This window comes from Fodinibius sp., assembly GCF_034521915.1.
Classification (GTDB): Bacteria; Bacteroidota; Rhodothermia; order Balneolales; family Balneolaceae; genus Fodinibius.
Map to the genome: position 1 here is coordinate 55,846 of NZ_JAXHLU010000002.1, position 19,451 is coordinate 75,296.

Genomic DNA, 19,451 nt, shown 5'->3' on the forward strand with positions numbered 1-19,451 from the left:
ACCTTAATGAATCTATCTATGAAAACAAGCTGTATTGCCGGTGTTACCGGAGGTAGTTCAGGGCCGGATCCTAACGAGATTGACAAACTTGAAAACAGCATTAAAGAAAATATTCGGGCTTTAGAGAGAAACACAGAAGCGATATTAGAGTCTACCGTTGTTGGCGGCGATATGTCGAGAGAGCAAGTAAAACAGCTTAAAGATCTTGTATCCACGCTTCGGATGTTCGCGGACTTAGATTCTTATTCTGAGGGTGGTTCGCACTCCCAAGAGTTTATTAACACTCAAATTGAGGATATGCTAACGCAGCTGGAGGAGCAATTCCCCGATTTGTTTTCTGGCGTTACTGATTTATTTGAAGACTTGATAAAGTCGGGCATGTCACCACAGGAAGCTTTAAATGAGCTGCTTACCGGAACAGGTAATTTTGAGGGCATAAACGAGGCCTTTGAGACATTTATAGATAATTTCGGCGAATATGGAGATACCCTTGAGGGAGCTATACAGAAATTCAGGGATGCTATAGAATATGGCGGTAAATCTGTTGAAGAAGCCTTTGACCAGTTTATGAAAGACATTGCAGATGCTGGGCTGGATTTTGGTAACCAGTTTTACTCGACACAAGTTTTTGATGAAGAATTAGGGGTCAATGATACGCTGAGAAATCTGCTTGAAGAAATAGCGGATCCCGAGACAAGCGAAGAACGTGTCGATAATATCATTGCGGCTATATTCAGGAACCGCGAAAGCCTGCAGGGAGACATGAGTGCCAATGAGTTTTCTAAATTTCTTGACTTCCTTAGGGGAATGAGAGATGACTTGGGCGATTCCGCTACCGGCGAAGAGGCCAGCGAGTTTTCAACATCCGTACAGGCCGCCCGGACGATCACTGATGTGCAAGCCAACGAGATCATCATGTTTTTGGAACGTATCGAGAAGTGGACCCGAGATACCGCTGCGGCCCTGGGCAGCGATACGGCTATATCAGTTAATGACAGCGGCGGCATGATGCCCAGCTTCGATATCCCTATTCCACTGCCGGTAACGATTGTTGACGATATGCCGAGTGGCGCGAGTACTACAAATGTTTCCAAGAGCAATTTTTTAAAGAACTTCAACTTTAACGGCGATATCAGCCTGGGCGGTGGCGTGACAGAGCAGGATATTGACGAGCTGACCAGGGAAATGTCGAAAAAACTGAAACAGCAACTCAGAGGTAGTCAGTTTTAATGCCTAACATTTTATCTGAAATACAACTGTGGAAAGCCGACCGATCGGCGCAGATATCTTTGCCGGATGGGAATGGTATTCATAACTACATGGAAAGTGATGCCGAGGTAAAGCGACTGCTTGGCGACGTGGATACCTTAACGCTTACCTTAACGCCCGGTAGTAAGCTGGCCACGGCCACAAGTGACGATGCCTACGAGCTCACTCAGGGAAAAATTGTGCGCTTTGTCTATGATGATGGATCCATCGAGGAGTGGCGCATAAAGTCCAAGAGCAGAGAGTTCTCGGGAGAGAAAAATCCGAAGGTTCGCTGCGAGCCTATTGTCCAAGATCTTAAAACCTATACGGTCCGCAAAACGCTGGCTAACGGACACGCCCGCGCTTCTGTAAGCTTCTATAACCAGAGCTTTACCGATATCATAACAAACCTGCTGTCGAGTGAATATAATTGTCCGGACTTGTTTACGGTGGGATCGATCGCCTCCGGACTGAATGATCAGACGTATAACCTGGTGCTGAACGCCTCCTATATTATGGAGGGGCTGAAAAAGATCTGTCAGCTGGCGGAGGCCGAGTGGGGCGTCTCTTACAATGCTAACAATGACAACTACGAGATTAATTTCTATGAGTCCGGCGGCCTTGGCGGTGGAGAGAGCGAAGCGGCCGACCGACCTATCGCCATGGGGGAGGAAAGGGTAACCGTCTTACGCTTGAAAAGCGCGATGAAACCGAAGAGTATTTTTCGCGCGTCGTACCGCTAATGGGAGAAGGTTCGGAGATCCAGACCGTCGGTGATGCCAAGTGGAATGTGGATACGGTTAACTACAACAGTACCGCCGGTGAAAGTACGGTAACTCTCGAGGAACCGGCGATCGTAAAAGATGGCTATGGCCTTATCGATGGCAAGACGATCTATTTCGGTAATGAAACCGAGGGCTGGCAAGAGGTACTTTCTACCAGCAAGCCCAACCAGCTTACGGTATCCGGGGATGCCTCGGCTATTGCAGAGGGATACTTTAAAGAGGGAGCCAATAAGAATGATGTTATCTTCCTCGAGGACAAAGAGGCGCTTGATAACGTCGGCCTCAAAGAAGAGAAATTCTCTCGTCCGGATATCCCGCCCTATGCCAACTTGACTGATGATGCGGGCATTGCTGCGGCCATGAGTGATTGGAGCAATGGCCTGCCGGTAGGAATAGAAAAGATTGACGGGGCCGAGACGGTATCTCAGGAAGGCAGCGACCTATTTGTGAAGCATGGCACTAACTCGGCCAAGGTGGAATGTAATGCCGAGCAGGGTCTGCAGACTATTGATATTGATCTGAAGCCCGAGGACCTGAATCCGTATTTCAGTACTACGGTGTACCTACAGGTGGAGACCGGCGGCGTGCGCATAGAGCTGATTGATGCTGATGGTAAGACGCATCCGACCGACCAGCTGGCCGAGACCAATGTAAATGAAACCCGGGCTATAAAGATTGGCGGCGCTGAACCTGCTGCAGGGCCGGCCAAGATTAAGATTATTGCCCAGAGTGATAACACGGTATTTTATCTCGATGCGATTACGTTAACGCAAAGCTCGTATGCACTGCCATACGCTCCGCTGATGGGGCCGAAGGCGCTGTGGATCGAGGCCGGCAAGCACCTCAAGAAATATGGTGGTGACCGACCGGATGTGTGGAACGGCCAGGTAATGGATGATGCCTATTTCGGATCCGGATCCAAAGAGATCGAGATCGGCTCGTTTGTAAAGGTGCAAGAGGATTGGAATGAGGGTACGCAAAGCTATGACAGCGAATTTACGGTCCGCGTGGTGGAGCTCTCCTACAGCGAAGATCGTAATAATGGCCGATATAAAAAAACGGTTCGATTGGCTGACAAGAATACGCAGGCCAGCCGCTTCTTCCAAGAGCAGTATTTAACCACTGAGAGCCAACAGCAGAGCCTTGGCGTCCGCGACGTTCCGAACAAGCCTATTATTGACCGCGATAATGCGGTTATCGAAGGCGGTACACCTCGGTTTGAGCAGGTGGAAATTTATCCGGATACCGGCAAGCCGCCCTTAGTGCTCGGATCCAATGCCCAGGGAGAGCTTGTTACCGGGTTTAACGCTGATCTGTTGGGTGGATATCATGCCGCTGATTTTATACGCGAGGATATTGAAAATACTTTTAGTGCGAAGCAAACCTTCAATGATGAAGCGCGGTTTAACTCTTTCGCTCGCTTTAAAACCGACGGCCGTATCCAGGGCGACGGCGGGGGCGCGGTAGAAGTGCTGGCCAACGACGGTACAAATACCGGTATCCTGCGGGTGGATAAGATTATTGTGAATAACCTCGAAGTGGCTGAGGATATCGACCAGACGAATACCAATGAGCTGCGCGTTGAAGATCAATATATTGTTGTTAATGAAGGACAGACAGGAACGCCCTCCCTCGATGGCGGTCTGTATGCGGAGCGCGGCGACCAGTCGGACGCCTACCTGTACTTCGACGAAGGTAACGACGACTGGGGCAAGAAGTTCGGTTCGGCAGGCACCTTCGACAAGGCGATATTCAAAAGTGATATCTTCCCAAATGATTCAATACAGGGGCTTGGGGCAAGTGATAGTCCAACATGGGCTGGGGCTACGTTTACAGGATTTGTAGAGATAACAACTGGTGGAAATCAAAACCTAAATCAGCGAAGAACAAATTGGGATGCAGGTGATTACTTTGGAACTCATGTATCAGGACAGCCTACAAATGCAATATTACAACATAGATTTTGGGATGAATCCGTTTCCTCATACATCAATATTGTTGATTTTAAGCGAAATGGAGATGCTGATTTTTATGGTGATGTAACCACGGAAATGCTTTACACCACAAGCTCCGAAGGTGGATTTTACATTAAAGATTCACGTTCTACACCTAAGTGGTTTGCTGACTTTTTACTCAAGACCACTTCAAACGGCATACCTTATCTTTCTATTGATACTGATAAAACAGAGAGAATTAAAATAGATCATAATTCGGGTATTGTAAATATTATTGAAGGCATTGACATAGCAGGCAATCCTTTTGTCGATAGTGCTTTAGCCTTAACGGCAGGCACGGGTGATTTCAGTGATGATCTATACACTGCAGGAGCGTTGACCGTTGACTTGGACGCTTCTTTAAAAGATGATGTGTTTACCCATGCTACTATTGGAAGCCCTGATTTTGCTTCAAAAACAACAGACTGGCAAATAACGAAAGCAGGACATGGAGATTTTCGAAGTATCTATTCTGATGAAATACGCACCGAAGCCTTTATTGCAGAAATATCAGAAGCCTTAGCAGGAGCTGATTTTTTAACGAAATCACGAGGCGTACTATCTCGAAATTTCCAAGTTCCATCCAATGGGAATACAGGTACGCTCTATGTTGAAGATTTGGAGGGATTTCAAAATTCACGAGTATTCTCTGCTGGTAATACGATACGACTCCGAGTCATTGATAAATCAGGCGGTGGACTTGTTGTAGCCAATATTTGGGGAACAGTATCTAATTATTCTGATCTATCAGGAGGGGAACAAAGCTGGACATTCACCACTACGGATGATGGCGGTTCGGCAGGAGGTACGATCTATGCTGGTTCTGTGGCTCTTGATTACGGTGTTTCAGGAGATGGTTATATTGAACGCACGACCTTAGATCAATCGGGAAGTCCGTATTCCCAAACAGTTACATGGGAAGACACGACAGGGAATAATATTCCTGATAGCTATACGGTACTAACAAGGATTGGCGTTCTTGATGGATTGGCAGGGCTTTCAGGTGCTGGAATGTATGCAAAAGATAACGTCTATTTTGAGTTTGGTAGTGGCGATCTGTTTATCGTTGGGAAAAATGCAGGTGGAACAGGCAAGCATGGCGTTCATATAGATTCAAACAATTACCATTACGGCACGGGAGAATGGAAAGTTGGAGATGGAACTTATTACCTGCAAAAGAAAGCTGATGGTTCGTTAGACTCTCAACTGCAATCCTATCACTGGGATGCTCAAGATCTATCTATTGATAGCACCTATGGCATTGAAGTAGCCAATACACATGAACTTTTAAATGATGGAACCTTTGACTTTGCTGGGGGAATACTCACGGGTACAACTACTTCCATAACAGGCGCTGGCTGGGATTGGACAAGTAGTTCATTAAAGAAGGGTACTGATATTGTCCTTGATGCAACCAATAAACGTATAACTTTAGCAGAAGGTACAACAGATGAAATGTCTTTCGGGTATGGAGTGGGGGGAACAGGACTTCACGGTATGCACTTGGATTCTAATAACTACTGGTATTCAGGAAAGGATTTCAAAGTGCATGTTGATTCCAACAATTTTATATCTGTTCTGCAAGGGTCGGGAGTAAATGTAAAAGCCACTCAATTTCTGCTTGATTCCAGTAATGTTCAAATTGGTGATACTTCGGGCTGGTTGGGAGCTTCAAACATTTTAAGCTACTCAAGTAACTCTGTAGGGTTCGCAGGATTTACAGCTGATAGCAATAAGATTTCAGCTAACACAGGAAGCGATTTTTGGGATGGTGCAAATAATGAGTTTCAGTTTGGTGGTACAGATGGCATAAGTTTTCCTGTAAATGGTAATGTCAAGGTTGGTTCTGGCGTAGATATATTTGGTAATCTTGATGTTTCTACACTTCCAAGAATAAATGATGATGGGCTTGTTGGACTATGGCGATTTGATGAAGGAGATGGAACTACGGTAATTAATTCAACGGGAAACAAAAATGGTACTATTAATGGTGCCACCGATGCAAAAGGTATTTCAGGAAGGAGTTTAGATTTTGATGGTACTAATGACTATGTATCTATTCCAAATTATAGCCAATTAAACAATATTTCTTTCACTATTTCGGCATGGATATATCCAACAGCATCTACAGGAGATCATGTAATATTTTATAAAATTGATGGGGGTAATTCGGGATATGGATTAAGATTGCAAGGTCTTACACCACAATTTTTTGTAATGGATTCTGGGTCTTCATTAATATCATCGACAGAAGATGTTACTGTAAATAAATGGAATCATATTATAGCTACTTATGATGGTAGCAATACTGAAATATTTGTTAACGCAAAATCTACTGCTACTGGTACGGGCACTATCACAACGAATGCTATAGATGCTTCTATAGGTGCAAGGAATGATTCATTATCTCAATATTTTGAAGGAAGAATAGATGAAGTAAGGTTTTATAACAGAGCTATTGATCTATCCGAAGTTAAATCTTTATACGCCAATCCATCTGGCACAAGCGGTGGTCTTATATCTGCCAACCAACTCCGCACAGGACGAATTGAAAGCACGAACCTCAGCTACACAGGAGGAACCTATACTGCTGATGGAATGCTTATTGATCTGGATGCAGGAGTATATTTGCGGAAGAGTTCAGTATCATAAATGGGAATGCTTCATTTAAAGGAGTCTTGGAAGCTCCCAGCGGTGATATCGGAGGATTTCAAGTAGGTGGCAGTGTGATAGAATCCTTTGGAGATGGACAATCATTCGTGAAGATGATATCAGGCACTCGACCTGAATTTCGGTTCCAAGCACAAAATGGAGAGTTGCTCCATATTGGCGGTGATTACAGCTTTGATCAGGAAGATGATACCGCTTATGGAGGGTCTGGGATAGCAGAGTTTAATGCTTTAGTTAGTGTAATAGGTGAAAACAATGATACCACTACTGAAACAAGAAGCTCAACACAAAATATTAATGCTTCGGATATTGGGAAAAGTCTTGATTACGTAGCTACGTATGATGTAAACTTAGATGAGAATGGTACAGCTTCGGCATCAGCAAAAATCACTATTACTATCCAATTTCGTGATAGTAATAACACTGTTTTGAGTTCTGCAAGCAATAGTGATACTCGAACATCAGATGGATTTGGGTTTACAACAGGAACATCAGGACAAGTTCCTACCAATACTGATCATGTAAATGTCATTGTTGAGTTACAAGCAGATGCCACGAGCTTTGACAAGGATGGGAGTGCACAAGCAGAAATAACATTTAAGTCTGATGATATTAATGCGATTGGAGTAAATGAATTTATTTCACCACTCGGGTTCAGCTTTGTAAATGAAGGAAGCACCGCAAGCAGAAAACCACGTATCTTAGGCGATCGTGATATCGGACAGTTGCTTTGCCATGAATTTGTCGTCGAAAATCAAGACGGTGATCAGTTCACCTTAAAGGTAACGACAGGTAGTAATCCGCAGTTGAAGATTTATGATGAAAACGGCGGTGAAGTTCAAGCCTTTGGGTAATTATTTGCAACCAATACCTATTTCTTCAACAATATCGATCATGCCATCAACCCGTATATTATACACGGTTTTTTCTGTGCTGTCTGGACTTAGATATGTCATATTAAGATATTCCTGATTTGACTGAAACTCACCACAGTTTCGGTTGAATACAGCAGTCGCTGTTAATTCAGGATCAGAAAAGCCCGAGCTGTTTGTTTCAGCATCAAAGGCCGTGCTATCAGTTACATATTCGATACTCCATCCGCCCCAGCCATCATAGGGGAAGTTTTTATCTCGTAACTCTAATAATAGATCGTGGTTTATGCTTTCTGTTAAATCATTTTCGGTGATGCTGATATTAATACGGCTATCATCGTTTATATGGAGAGTATCAACGTCAACGGTATCTGCACTGGTAGAGAAACCGTTGCTCTTGGCAAGCATCTGTACCTTGCCCTGGGAATCGATACCTCGGTATTCACCACGATCACTCGATACCTTTTCCCAGGCACCGAAGCGGCCATTCCCATCATCTCCAGAGATGCCGCAGCCTGCGATTAAAAGGGTTATACATAAAGCGCTCAGTAACTTCTTCATAATAGTCTAATTGGTTACGATTCAATAGGTAATCTATAAAAAGTAATGCGAAAAATCCCATAAAAACGGCACTGGTTTTATCTAAAACCCTTGCCTTATTGTTTTCATATAGAAAAATATTACCTTTAAACAGAATATTAATATTAACTATATGAAAAGTCATGGCTAAAGAATCTGATGAGCGTAACGACATAGCAGAGGAGAAGCCCGAAGAAGGACAGGTGGAAAACGAACTCAATGAGCTGCAGCAGTTAATTGATGAGGTTGATCAAAAAGCGAAAGAGTTTGAAGAAGAAAAAAATAAATCGAATCCGGATGGCCGGCTGTCTTGGAATCAGCTATACCAGATGTTTCAACTTATCGAGGGATATGACCCACGGGGCCGAAAACCGCAACAGGTACAGCGCGGAATTATAAACCGGCAGTATCCCAAAAGTGATTTGTTTGCCTCTAAGCTTAAAACAAATAGTACCGAGGTCAGGAATAGTTTTGTCGTGCTTAATGAGGTGATGCCTAAATTTGAGGATACTGATAAAGCCCAGGAGTTTTTTGATAAAAGGGAAGAGCTGCTGCAAGAATATATCGGTGTTAATGATATCTCCAATTTTACGGACCAAGAGATTGAGCGGATGCTTAAAAACCAAAATAAGCTTGAACGGTTTGAAGGAGAGTTTGAGCATCTGCAGTCAGAGTATGAAGATATCGCTGATACATTGGAAGCCCAGCAGGATTTCAAGCGGAAACCGCTTGCCAAATGCGATTTTGATCTAATAACTAAACAGGATACAGCAGGCACTGGGTTAAGTGCTAATGAACTTCGGATATTAGATCCTATGCTTAAGTTTTAATTGCGATAATTTGCAAGGCTTTATAAAAAGAAAACCCCGGCGCTGCCACGCCGGGGCGAAAGCCAAGCAAACCCTTACGAAATCACTCTCATGAAAGTAAGAGCCTACCTGGCCGAAGAGGAGGACATCTTAACGTGTTCCGAAGATTCGGCTCGTCATATCGATTTTACTACCAGCACGGATGATCCCGAGCGCGTGCAATGGATCGTCGAGCTATTATTTGATGATCACGTCAGATATCTTGATCGATTCTGCGACTCCCACGAGCTCGAGCGTTACTGCAGTGAGCATAAGGTTATCCACCACAAACTGTTCTGGACCGGTGCGGGAATGTATCTGCTTTGGCGCCGGATGATCTATCGGTCCGACATATTATTGCAGCGCGAGATTGAATTTATGATAGCACTGGAAGAGAACCTGGACTACAACGATGCCGGTGATCTTGACTATCTTTTCAAAGAGCTGTAAAAAGCTAAAGAAAGTGTTGCATAATCCCCCAAATTCTACGGATTTCTTACCCTATACTTACATGGTATATGCTAAGTCGTTGCGAGCCAATAACTTGAAATCCCCTGCTAAGGGAGTATACCCCCATAAGGGGTATCGAGGGTTCGAATCCCTCCCTCTCCGCTCAACTACGCGCAAGGCTTCGTTGAGCAGGCTCGGAAAAGCTTGCTCGGCGAAGCTTTTTTTAGTTTAAGACTTATTCTTATCTGGATGCAACGCTCTGCGTTGCATCCAATTTTACTCACTCCATCAACAAATCTCGTTTCGAAGCACCGCTGCGGAACATACTTTATTTTTCGCCTACCGATGGAATCAGTGGGCTACATATGTTAAGCTTGCTTAAGCAGCCTGATTTTTAAGGATATCACAGGATGAAATAAATTCCTGATTTGTCATCTTAAACCAAGTTACTGTTCCCCATGCAGGGTGACTACAAGTTTCCGGTTTCCTCCATTATTACGATGCTCACAAAGATAGATCCCCTGCCAGGTCCCCAAATTAAATTTGCCATCAGTGATGGGAATACTAACTGAATGTCCTAATAGCGAACTTTTAATATGGGATGTCATGTCATCGGGACCTTCAAGGGTATGTTCGTAGAGCGAAGTATCTTCGGGAACCATCCTTTTAAAATGAGTGGCAAAGTCACGTCTTACCGATGGATCTGCATTTTCATTGATGGTGAGGCTGGCACTGGTATGCTGAATGAAGATGTGGGCAATGCCTTTGCTTATATTCTCGATTTCAGGAATTTGTTTTAACACTTCATCAGTGATGATGTGAAATCCCCGTGATTTAGCCGAAAGTGTAATTTTTGTCTGATGCCACACAGTGTTCAATTAAGAATTTAAAATGGAGAATTAGGATTTAAGATTGCAACTTACCAATAGTTATGAGCTTTCAGCATCATCCAAAAAGCCCCTGAATATTTCCTCCATCGTGACTGATCGTCTGTCCTGTAACATAAGAAGCATGAGGTGATAAGATCCATCCCGCCAGTGAGGCGATCTCTTCGCCTTTTCCAAAGCGTCCTACCGGGATAGAAGCTTCCATTTCTTCGCGGACTTCCTCCATGGATTTATCAGATTCGTCCGACGCTTTTTTAATTACACGCTCAATAGCGGGTGTATCGTGAGATCCCGGCGCAAGTACATTTACTGTAACACCCTTTTTGGCAACTTCTTGCGATAACGACTTGGCAAATCCCACCATGCCGGCACGGAATGAATTACTGAGCACCAGCGAAGGAATCGGTTGCTTTACTGACTGACTTTCAACAAATAGAATGCGTCCATATTCTTTAGAAGTAAAATAAGAAACCAGCCGCAGTACCAATTCGATTTTCCAGCGCATGACATTCTCATAAGCTTCATCCCAGTCGTAAATAGCTGTTTCGAGCGGACTCAAGGCTGGAGGTCCACCCGCGTTGATGACCACGCCGTGAAGCTGATTGTTACCAATGGCAGCTTCAATTTGGTTATGAGTATCGTCATCCGTTAAATCACCGGCTACAATATCAACTTGGGTATCGTACGCTTCTTTTAGCTCATTGAGTTTCTTCTCGCGACGGGCAACAGCGATTACATTAGCACCTTCATTTAGCAAAAGCTCTGCAATAGCACGTCCAAATCCGCTGCTTGCGCCACAAACAATAAAGCGTTGATCGTCAATTTTTAAATCCATGTAATTGTAGTCTTGTGAGCATTCTTATGACAAATCGATATAAATGGTATATACCAAATCGAGCATCGAGGAGCAACGGTAGAAATGAACTCAAATTAAAAAGAATAATAATTGCTAATAAGGAATTGGATAAATAAAGCCGTATCTTTGCAGGCTAAATTTTATAGGATTGTCGGTACTCATTAACTCTCATCTTTGTCTCATTCTAAGATAAATTCAGGATGGTACTATAGCATCGAAGAGATATCTGAGTCATACAATCCGACTTTAATCAATACCAGTATATGTACGAAGATATCAGAAATATTGCGATTATTGCTCACGTTGACCACGGCAAAACAACGTTGGTCGACGAAATGTTAAAACAGAGCGGAACTTTTCATGAGCATGAAGAAGTGGCCGAGCGGGTGATGGACTCCGGTGATCTGGAGAAAGAAAAAGGCATTACCATTAGCTCTAAGAATACTGCTGTTAAGTGGGGCGATACCAAGATCAATATTGTTGATACGCCCGGTCACGCCGATTTTGGCGGAGAAGTGGAACGTATCCTCAAAATGGTGAATGGGGTTATTATTCTGGTAGATGCCGCAGAAGGTCCGCTGCCACAGACAAAATTTGTGCTCCGAAAGTCACTTCAATTGGGATATGAACCTATTGTCGTGATTAATAAAATTGACCGTAAGGATGCTCGTCCTGATGAGGTGCTCAACGAAATTTTTGATCTCTTTGTGATGCTTGATGCCACCAATGAGCAGCTCGACTTTCCCATTATTTATGCTGAGGGGATAAACGGGATTGCTAAGCATGAGCTTGAAGACGACAGCGACGACTTAAGTCCACTTTTTGAACAAATAATTGAAACCATCCCGGCTCCTGAACAGGTGATGGATGCTCCTTTTAAAATGTTGGTGAGCAGTATGGATTGGAACGACTATGTGGGACGTATCGCCATCGGACGTGTGGAGCAGGGAACCATTGAGCAGGGACAGCAAATTGCACTGCTCGATCGCAATGGAGATCTCAAGGAAAAAGCCAAGGCGACGAAACTTTATACGTTTAACGGATTAAAGCGTGAGCCTGTAGACAAGGCAATAGCCGGAGATATTTTTGCGCTGGCCGGATATGAAAAAGTGGATATTGGCGATACGCTCACCGCCACCGCCGATATGACATCACTGGATTATTATGATATCGACCAGCCGACGATGGCGATGTTTTTCCGCGTGAATGATTCGCCATTTGCGGGATTGGAAGGAGATTACGTTACGTCCAATCAAATTAAAGACCGACTAATGCGTGAGACCCGTACCAATGTTTCTATTGAGGTGGAACAGACCGAAGATCCGGATGTCTATAAAGTTTCTGGGCGTGGTGAGCTCCAGTTGGCTATTCTTATTGAAACAATGCGGCGCGAAGGATATGAGTTTTCTGTATCTCGTCCCGAAGTGCTGTTCAAAGAAATTGATGGTCAAAAGCACGAGCCTTTTGAAGAGGTGGTTGTAGATGTTCATGAAGATTACAGTAATCGTGTGATCGATAACCTTCAGAAGCGGAAGGGAATTATGACATCAATGACACAGGAAGGGGAAAATAACCGACTTATATTTAAAGTGCCTTCACGCGGGCTGATTGGATTTCGTGGCGAAATGCTTACCGAAACCCGCGGCACCGGTATAATGCATCAGCAGTTTGATTCCTATGAACCATTTGCAGGAAAAATTCCGGGTCGTAACAGTGGAACATTAGTTGCCCTTGAAAAAGGAGAAGTAACCAGTTATGCGCTCGAAGGATTGCAAGATCGCGGTACGTTTCTGGTTGAGCCCGGCGACAAGGTTTATGAGGGACAGGTTGTTGGTATCAATAACCGTTCTGATGATCTGGTAGTTAATGTAGTCAAGAAGAAAAATCTGACGAATCATCGTGCGACACAAAGTGCTGATGATGTGAAAATTGCTCCCGCTAAAAAGATGAGTTTGGAGCAGTGCATTGAGTTTGTTGATGATGATGAGCTGCTGGAAGTCACGCCCAAAAGTCTGCGCATCCGTAAAAAATATCTTGATTTCAACGAGCGGAAGCGGGCAAAAAAGAATAAAGAGTTTGCGTAGATAAAGCTCTAATACGTAACAGTGTGTATGGATGCCATTACTTAAAAAGTGATGGCATCTTTTATTTTTGATGTTCTAACACTACAACGATATTGTCTTTTTTGAGATAAGAAATTAAAGGCAACAGTGTCATGCTGAATTTATTTCAGCATCTATAATAATTTAGTTTATAGAGATCCTGAAACGAGTTCAGGATGACATATTGGTTCGATACTTTCCCGAAGATATCTATATAATCTATTACTTGTACAGACTAATTTGGTACACATAAGCTTTTGGGAGCAGAGTAGATTTTTAGATTTCGATTTTCGATCTAAAGAAATATACCATGACAAATAAAGAACAAACACCTACCAAAGAGTTTGCTACACTTCTCGACAGCAAATTTACCATCCCCGGCACCAATATTCGTTTTGGGATTGACCCTATTGTAGGACTCATTCCTGGTGCTGGCGATGTGTTAGCTGGTGGCATTTCCCTATACTTTTTGATTCAAGCAGCCCTTCTTAAAGCAAAAGTTTCTGTGCTGACCCGCATGTTTATCAACATTTTGTTGGATGTGTTAATTGGGTCGATCCCAGTGATTGGTGAGGTGTTTGATGTCTATTGGAAAGCAAATTTACGAAATGCCCGCATTTTGGATGACCTGCAAAAGCATCCCGAAAAAACAACCAGCGAAAGTCAATGGTGGATTTGGTTCTTGGTAGCACAGTTTATGGCTATACTTATAGGGATGATTCTACTCATTGGATGGGCACTTGCCGAAATTATTGGACTGCTGCTATAAGTTGTTGCAGTTTATCATTGATAATTAATAACAATGCACCGGTCATCTGTTCACCCAATTCCGTACAGTTTACTTCTCTCTTTATAATAGGGCATAAACACTTTTTTTAATTCCTGGTGCTCCGACTTTTGTAGGTCAGGATCATCGTCCATAACCTCCCAAGCTGCTGATTTCGCCTGCTCCAGGATCCACTGATCTTCAATAATATCGGCCACACGAAATTCCGGTAGCCCGCTTTGCTTGGTACCCAGAAAATCGCCCGGTCCCCGGAGCTCGAGATCCGCTTCTGCGATTTCAAACCCATCACTTGTTTGTGCCATTTTTCGAAGGCGGAATTTTCCTTCTTTACTCACTTTTTGTCCGTGAATCAAAATACAGTAGCTCTGTCGCTTGCCGCGACCAATGCGTCCCCTTAGCTGATGGAGCTGAGAAAGCCCAAATCGCTCGGCGTGCTCCACAATCATGATGCTGGCATTTGGCACGTCAACGCCTACCTCAATGACAGTCGTTGAAACAAGTACCTGAATTTCATTATTAATAAACTGCTGCATTACAGCTTCCTTTTCCTCGGATTTCATTTGTCCATGGAGCAATCCGACTTCAAAATCCGAAAAACGTTTTTTGAGTTTCTTATATCCGGCAGTAGCATCTTTAAGATCCATTTTCTCTGATTCCTCCACTAACGGATAAACCACATAGGCCTGTCCCCCTTCCTCGAGTTCTTGTTCTACAAAGTTATAAATATCATCGTGTTTGCTTTGATGACGAACAGCCGTCTTAACGGGTTTGCGTCCGCCGGGCAGCCCTTTAATAATAGAGATATCTAGATCACTGTACAGCGTCATGGCCAGTGATCGGGGAATAGGGGTAGCTGACATAACCAATACATGCGGATGCGATCCTTTGGTAAGAATTTCGGCGCGTTGCTTTACACCAAAGCGGTGCTGCTCATCGATGACCGCCAATCCGAGGTTATTAAAATTAACCTCATCTTGAATTACGGCATGTGTTCCCACAACGATATTACAATTCCCGCCTTCAATATCAGTGAGGATATCGGTTCGCAAGCTTGCTTTCTGATTACCAACCAAGAGTCGCACATTTATATCAAGCGGATCTAAAAAATTAGAGAGTGTGCGAAAGTGCTGCTCAGCCAGAATTTCCGTCGGAGCCATAAAAGCAGCCTGGTAACCATTATCCAGTGCCATCAAAATAGCACCAAGAGCAACGATCGTTTTTCCGGATCCCACGTCGCCCTGTATAAGTCGATTCATTTGTTTGCCCGACCGCACATCTTTTTTGATATCCGAAAGGGCCAACTTCTGCCCATCGGTTAGTTCAAACGGGAGATGCTCGTTAAAAAATCGTTGCGTGTAGTTACCCAAATCATCAAAAAGAGGACCTTGAGCTTTTTCGATAATTTCATGTTTGGTTTTGGCCACACTTAGCTCAAAAAGAAACAGCTCCTCAAATTTAAATCGTTTAAAGGCCTGTTTGTATTCCGATTGGGATTTGGGAAAATGAATCATGCGGTAACCTTCGTGCCGCTGGGGAAGATTATGTTGATTCCGGACTTTATCAGGTAAAAATTCAGGCGGATGCTCATGTTTCAGGATAACCTTTTGCCACTGGTGTATAAGTTTGCTGGTGATACGGCGTTTCGAAAATGCTTTATTACTGGGATAGATGGGTACTATTTGTTTTAGATCCTGTATATCTGTCGTGTCATCAATTTTATCCCATTCTGGATGGGCCATCGATACATAGCGTCCATACTGTTTGGCCTTTCCAAAAAAGGCAACTGCATCGCCTTCAGAAAACTGCTTCTTTATATAATACCCTCCTTTAAACCATACGCCTTTCAGAGATGCAGTATCATCCTGTAAAATCACTTCTAGTCTTTTCTTTTTCCCGTATCCCTTTTGCTGTATTTTTTTGATGCGTCCAACGACGGTTACTTCTTCGCCCTGACCTTTAACTTGGCGAATAGGGAGCACGGTTGTACGGTCTAAATACCGGTTTGGAAACCAATTTAACAGGTCCAGCAAGGAATCGATTCCACTCTCAGAAAGAGCCTTTAATCGCTTGGTACTTAAGTTTGGAAGATCGACTAATTTCAAAATAGATATACTGATATATTACTTTATACTACTTATTTGAGCAAAATTGAGCTACATTATGGGTGTTTTGCAAACCAAAGAGTCCGATGGGATAAAAATAGAAATAAATCACATTTTTTTCTTGCATGTATAGGTGCAAAATCCTTATCATTGGCAACTCTTGTTCGACCGAAAAATCAATTAAGCGTTTATAAATCGTGCCTACAATACAACAACTTATTCGCAAAGGTAGAAAAAGCAAGCCGAGTAAAACAACGGCGCCTGCCTTGGAAAACTGCCCACAAAAACGTGGGGTCTGCGTTCGAGTTTATACTACTACGCCCAAAAAGCCAAATTCGGCTTTGCGTAAGGTTGCTCGTGTGCGTTTGACAAATGGATATGAGGTAACTGCATATATTCCCGGTGAGGGACATAACCTGCAAGAGCACAGTATTGTGCTTGTTCGTGGCGGTCGTGTTAAAGACTTGCCTGGTGTTCGTTACCATATCGTAAGGGGAACACTCGATACTGCTGGTGTTGAAGATCGTAAGCAGGGTCGCAGCCTTTACGGTACCAAAAAGCCTAATTAGAAATAATTGTTGAGTAGGAAATAAACCGATAAGAATATGAGAAGAAAGACAGCAGATAAGCGTGATGTTCAGCCGGATCCGGTATTTGGTGATAAGCTGGTAACGCGCTTCGTAAATAATCTGATGAGAGACGGTAAAAAGAATGTTGCCCGAAAAATTCTTTATCAGGCTTTTGAAATAATTGAAGAAGAAACCGGTGAAGAGGGTATGGAAGTATTTAAGGAAGCTCTCAGTAATGTAACACCGGTTGTTGAGGTTCGCGCACGACGAGTGGGCGGTTCGACATACCAGGTACCTGTGGAGGTTCGTCCCGATCGCGGTACTGCGCTTGGAATGCGTTGGTTGATTTCGGCCAGCAAGGGGCGAAATGATAAGTCGATGGCTAAACGAATATCTCGTGAGCTGTTGGATGCATCAAATAATGAAGGCGGAGCGGTAAGAAAGAAGGATGAAGTTCACCGCATGGCTGAAGCAAATAAAGCATTTGCACACTTTAGATTTTAAACGATTTACGATACTAATTTATAGTAATGGCTGAGACGAAGACAAAAACAGATCCAAAAGTAGTAGACCGCATTAAGCGTACCCGTAATATTGGTATTGCGGCTCACGTAGATGCGGGTAAAACCACGATTACAGAACGTATCCTGTATTATACAGGTATTACTCATCGTATTGGTGAAACACATGATGGTGCCTCCCAGATGGACTGGATGGATCAGGAGAAGGAACGAGGTATTACAATTACATCTGCTGCTACGCATTGTATCTGGAAGGATCATCGCATTAACATTATTGATACTCCCGGTCACGTTGACTTTACCGTAGAGGTAGAGCGTTCGCTTCGTGTATTGGATGGTATGATCGGTGTCTTTGACTCGGTTGGTGCTGTTCAGCCACAGTCTGAAACGGTATGGCGACAAGCTAATAAGTACGGTGTGCCTCGGATGGCCTTTGTAAATAAGATGGATCGGGTCGGTGCTGATTTCTTCAATGTTGTTGAGGAAATGAGGGACAAGTTGAATGCGAATCCCGTTCCAATTCAGATTCCAATCGGAGTCGAAGATACGTTCCGTGGGGTTGTTGACCTTATTAAGATGAAAGGTATTATCTGGGATGAGGAGTCGCTCGGAATGGAATATGATGAGATTGAAATTCCGGATGATCTTAAAGAGAAGGCCGCGGAGTATCGCAAGTTAATGATCGAGTCTATTGCTGATCATGACGATGCTCTCATGGAGAACTATCTCATGGATGAAGAGATTAGTGAAGAAGAAATTGAGAATGCTCTTCGTGAAGCTACACTGAACAGAGATATTACTGTGGTAATGTGTGGTTCTGCTCTTAAGAATAAGGGTGTGCAAACGGTGCTTGATAAAGTGATTAAATATTTGCCGAGTCCGTACGACATACCTCCAATTGTGGGTAAGGACCCTAATGATCATGACAAAAAATTAGAGCGTAAGCCGAGCGTACAGGAACCGTTTTCTGCTTTGGCATTCAAAATCATGACTGATGCTTATGTGGGTAAGTTGACATTCTTCCGTGTGTATTCGGGAGAATTGGAAAAGGGTTCTTATATATATAATGCCACGACGGGTGAGAAGGAGCGAGTTGGTCGCATTCTTGAAATGCACGCCAATGAGAAGAAAGATCTTGAAATTGTACGTGCCGGTGATATTGCGGCAGCAGTTGGGGTAAAGCAGGTGAGAACAGGAGATTCTTTCTGTGATCTGGATAACCCAATACTCCTTGAGGATATTACATTTCCTGAGCCGGTTATCAAGTTGGCTGTAGAGCCTAAATCAAAGGCTGATGCCGAAAAGTTACAGAACGGATTAATTAAATTGGCTGAAGAGGATCCTACATTCCAGGTAAATACTGATGAAGAAACGGGCCAGACCGTTATTGCTGGAATGGGAGAGCTTCATTTGGAAATTATTGTTGATCGATTGAAGCGCGAGTTTAAGGTTGAGGCTAATGTTGGTGCTCCCCAGGTTTCTTATCGGGAGACTATTACCTCAAGCGTTACCCATCGCGAAACATATAAGAAGCAATCTGGTGGACGTGGTAAGTTTGCCGATATGGAATTTGAAATTGGTCCGCTCGAGCATTTTGAAGAATTTGATCCGGAGGATAAAAACGTATCGGTTGATGAAGAAGAAGGATTTAAATTCATCAATGAAATTAAAGGTGGTAATATCCCAACTGAGTTTATTCCTTCTGTAGAAAAAGGATTTAAGGAGGCTATGAATTTTGGTATTCAGGCTGATTATCCGGTCGAAGATATTGGGGTTAGGTTGTATGACGGTTCATATCACGATGTAGACTCTGACCAGGTGAGTTTCGAGCTTTGTGCAAAAATGGCATTTCGACGCTCAACCAAGAAGGCTTCACCGAAGATTCTTGAGCCGATTATGGATGTCGAGGTAATTACTCCCGAAGATTTTATGGGAGATGTGATTGGTGATCTTAATGGACGGCGAGGTATTATTGGGAAAATGGATAACAACAAAGAAGGTTCAGTTGTGAAAGCCAAAGTACCTCTGTCAGAAATGTTTGGATATACGACTGATCTTAGATCAATGACTCAGGGACGTGCAACTTCCACAATGGAATTTGCTGAGTTTAAGATTGTCCCTGACAATGTAGAAAAAGAGATTCTGGAAGAACGATCTTAAACATCATTAACTAATAGTATT

Annotated in this window: 15 protein-coding genes; 11 read left to right on the top strand and 4 right to left on the bottom strand. The window is 43.4% G+C overall.

Annotated elements, in window-relative coordinates:
- Positions 1 to 18: 18 nt before the first annotated feature.
- From U5J89_RS02265 to U5J89_RS02280, 4 genes are read left to right on the top strand one after another with little or no spacing between them, the layout of a single operon-like run.
- Positions 19 to 1,230 carry a hypothetical protein gene (locus tag U5J89_RS02265; RefSeq protein ID WP_322573990.1) on the top strand — a complete coding sequence of 404 codons (1,212 nt, stop codon included), beginning with the start codon at positions 19 to 21 and terminating at the stop codon, positions 1,228 to 1,230.
- Positions 1,230 to 1,991, top strand: a complete 762-nt coding sequence (locus U5J89_RS02270) for a hypothetical protein (RefSeq protein WP_322573991.1) — start codon at positions 1,230 to 1,232, stop codon at positions 1,989 to 1,991. Before U5J89_RS02265 ends, U5J89_RS02270 begins: the two co-directional genes overlap by 1 nt.
- A complete protein-coding gene (locus U5J89_RS02275) occupies positions 1,991 to 6,679 on the top strand; it encodes a LamG domain-containing protein (RefSeq protein ID WP_322573992.1) in 4,689 nt (1,562 codons plus the stop codon). Before U5J89_RS02270 ends, U5J89_RS02275 begins: the two co-directional genes overlap by 1 nt.
- Positions 6,680 to 6,705: 26 nt before the next feature.
- Entirely contained in the window at positions 6,706 to 7,551 is an 846-nt protein-coding gene (locus U5J89_RS02280; RefSeq protein WP_322573993.1) for a hypothetical protein, read from the top strand.
- On the opposite strand, the gene U5J89_RS02285 is transcribed toward U5J89_RS02280, so the two are convergent.
- Positions 7,552 to 8,130 carry a hypothetical protein gene (locus U5J89_RS02285; protein WP_322573994.1) on the bottom strand — a complete coding sequence of 193 codons (579 nt, stop codon included), beginning with the start codon at positions 8,128 to 8,130 and terminating at the stop codon, positions 7,552 to 7,554.
- A 161-nt stretch (positions 8,131 to 8,291) separates the two neighbouring features.
- Here U5J89_RS02285 and U5J89_RS02290 point away from each other — a divergent pair, with 161 nt between their 5' ends.
- Together U5J89_RS02290 and U5J89_RS02295 are read left to right on the top strand one after the other, a co-directional pair.
- Entirely contained in the window at positions 8,292 to 8,978 is a 687-nt protein-coding gene (locus tag U5J89_RS02290) for a hypothetical protein (RefSeq protein WP_322573995.1), read from the top strand.
- Between the two features lie 90 nt (positions 8,979 to 9,068).
- On the top strand, positions 9,069 to 9,446 hold the full coding sequence (locus U5J89_RS02295) for a hypothetical protein (protein WP_322573996.1): 378 nt from the start codon (positions 9,069 to 9,071) through the stop codon (positions 9,444 to 9,446).
- A 446-nt stretch (positions 9,447 to 9,892) separates the two neighbouring features.
- Here U5J89_RS02295 and U5J89_RS02300 read toward each other — a convergent pair whose 3' ends face one another.
- Positions 9,893 to 10,315, bottom strand: a complete 423-nt coding sequence (locus U5J89_RS02300; protein ID WP_322573997.1) for a secondary thiamine-phosphate synthase enzyme YjbQ — start codon at positions 10,313 to 10,315, stop codon at positions 9,893 to 9,895.
- Positions 10,316 to 10,391: 76 nt separating this feature from the next.
- A complete protein-coding gene (locus U5J89_RS02305; RefSeq protein ID WP_322573998.1) occupies positions 10,392 to 11,168 on the bottom strand; it encodes an SDR family oxidoreductase in 777 nt (258 codons plus the stop codon).
- Between the two features lie 284 nt (positions 11,169 to 11,452).
- Here U5J89_RS02305 and typA point away from each other — a divergent pair, with 284 nt between their 5' ends.
- Both typA and U5J89_RS02315 read left to right on the top strand, forming a co-directional pair.
- Positions 11,453 to 13,273 (top strand): translational GTPase TypA, encoded by a 1,821-nt coding sequence (gene typA / locus U5J89_RS02310; protein ID WP_322573999.1) that lies wholly within the window; start codon positions 11,453 to 11,455, stop codon positions 13,271 to 13,273.
- A gap of 328 nt (positions 13,274 to 13,601) precedes the next feature.
- The gene (locus U5J89_RS02315) at positions 13,602 to 14,060 is read left to right on the top strand and encodes a DUF4112 domain-containing protein (RefSeq protein WP_322574000.1); all 459 of its coding nucleotides are present in this window, start codon (positions 13,602 to 13,604) and stop codon (positions 14,058 to 14,060) included.
- Between the two features lie 50 nt (positions 14,061 to 14,110).
- Here the strand turns inward: U5J89_RS02315 and recG are convergent, their stop codons facing one another.
- Positions 14,111 to 16,180 carry an ATP-dependent DNA helicase RecG gene (recG, locus tag U5J89_RS02320; RefSeq protein ID WP_322574001.1) on the bottom strand — a complete coding sequence of 690 codons (2,070 nt, stop codon included), beginning with the start codon at positions 16,178 to 16,180 and terminating at the stop codon, positions 14,111 to 14,113.
- Positions 16,181 to 16,377: 197 nt separating this feature from the next.
- Between recG and rpsL the strand changes: the two genes are divergently transcribed.
- The 3 genes from rpsL to fusA are packed head-to-tail and all read left to right on the top strand — an operon-like array spanning position 16,378 to position 19,430.
- Complete coding sequence (gene rpsL / locus U5J89_RS02325) at positions 16,378 to 16,749, top strand: 30S ribosomal protein S12 (RefSeq protein ID WP_095607485.1); 372 nt, start codon at positions 16,378 to 16,380, stop codon at positions 16,747 to 16,749.
- Between the two features lie 36 nt (positions 16,750 to 16,785).
- A complete protein-coding gene (rpsG, locus tag U5J89_RS02330; RefSeq protein ID WP_322574002.1) occupies positions 16,786 to 17,253 on the top strand; it encodes a 30S ribosomal protein S7 in 468 nt (155 codons plus the stop codon).
- A 26-nt stretch (positions 17,254 to 17,279) separates the two neighbouring features.
- Positions 17,280 to 19,430: an elongation factor G gene (gene fusA / locus U5J89_RS02335; RefSeq protein ID WP_322574003.1), complete on the top strand. Its 2,151-nt coding sequence runs from the start codon at positions 17,280 to 17,282 to the stop codon at positions 19,428 to 19,430.
- Positions 19,431 to 19,451 lie beyond the last annotated feature (21 nt).

Excerpts from the sequence above, each read along its gene's own strand:
- U5J89_RS02265 (WP_322573990.1), top strand. The coding sequence starts at position 19 with ATGAAAACAAGCTGTATTGCCGGTGTTACCGGAGGTAGTTCAGGGCCG.
- U5J89_RS02270 (WP_322573991.1), top strand. The coding sequence starts at position 1,230 with ATGCCTAACATTTTATCTGAAATACAACTGTGGAAAGCCGACCGATCG.
- U5J89_RS02275 (WP_322573992.1), top strand. The coding sequence starts at position 1,991 with ATGGGAGAAGGTTCGGAGATCCAGACCGTCGGTGATGCCAAGTGGAAT.
- U5J89_RS02285 (WP_322573994.1), bottom strand. The coding sequence starts at position 8,130 with ATGAAGAAGTTACTGAGCGCTTTATGTATAACCCTTTTAATCGCAGGC.
- U5J89_RS02290 (WP_322573995.1), top strand. The coding sequence starts at position 8,292 with ATGGCTAAAGAATCTGATGAGCGTAACGACATAGCAGAGGAGAAGCCC.
- U5J89_RS02295 (WP_322573996.1), top strand. The coding sequence starts at position 9,069 with ATGAAAGTAAGAGCCTACCTGGCCGAAGAGGAGGACATCTTAACGTGT.
- U5J89_RS02305 (WP_322573998.1), bottom strand. The coding sequence starts at position 11,168 with ATGGATTTAAAAATTGACGATCAACGCTTTATTGTTTGTGGCGCAAGC.
- typA (WP_322573999.1), top strand. The coding sequence starts at position 11,453 with ATGTACGAAGATATCAGAAATATTGCGATTATTGCTCACGTTGACCAC.
- U5J89_RS02315 (WP_322574000.1), top strand. The coding sequence starts at position 13,602 with ATGACAAATAAAGAACAAACACCTACCAAAGAGTTTGCTACACTTCTC.
- rpsG (WP_322574002.1), top strand. The coding sequence starts at position 16,786 with ATGAGAAGAAAGACAGCAGATAAGCGTGATGTTCAGCCGGATCCGGTA.
- fusA (WP_322574003.1), top strand. The coding sequence starts at position 17,280 with ATGGCTGAGACGAAGACAAAAACAGATCCAAAAGTAGTAGACCGCATT.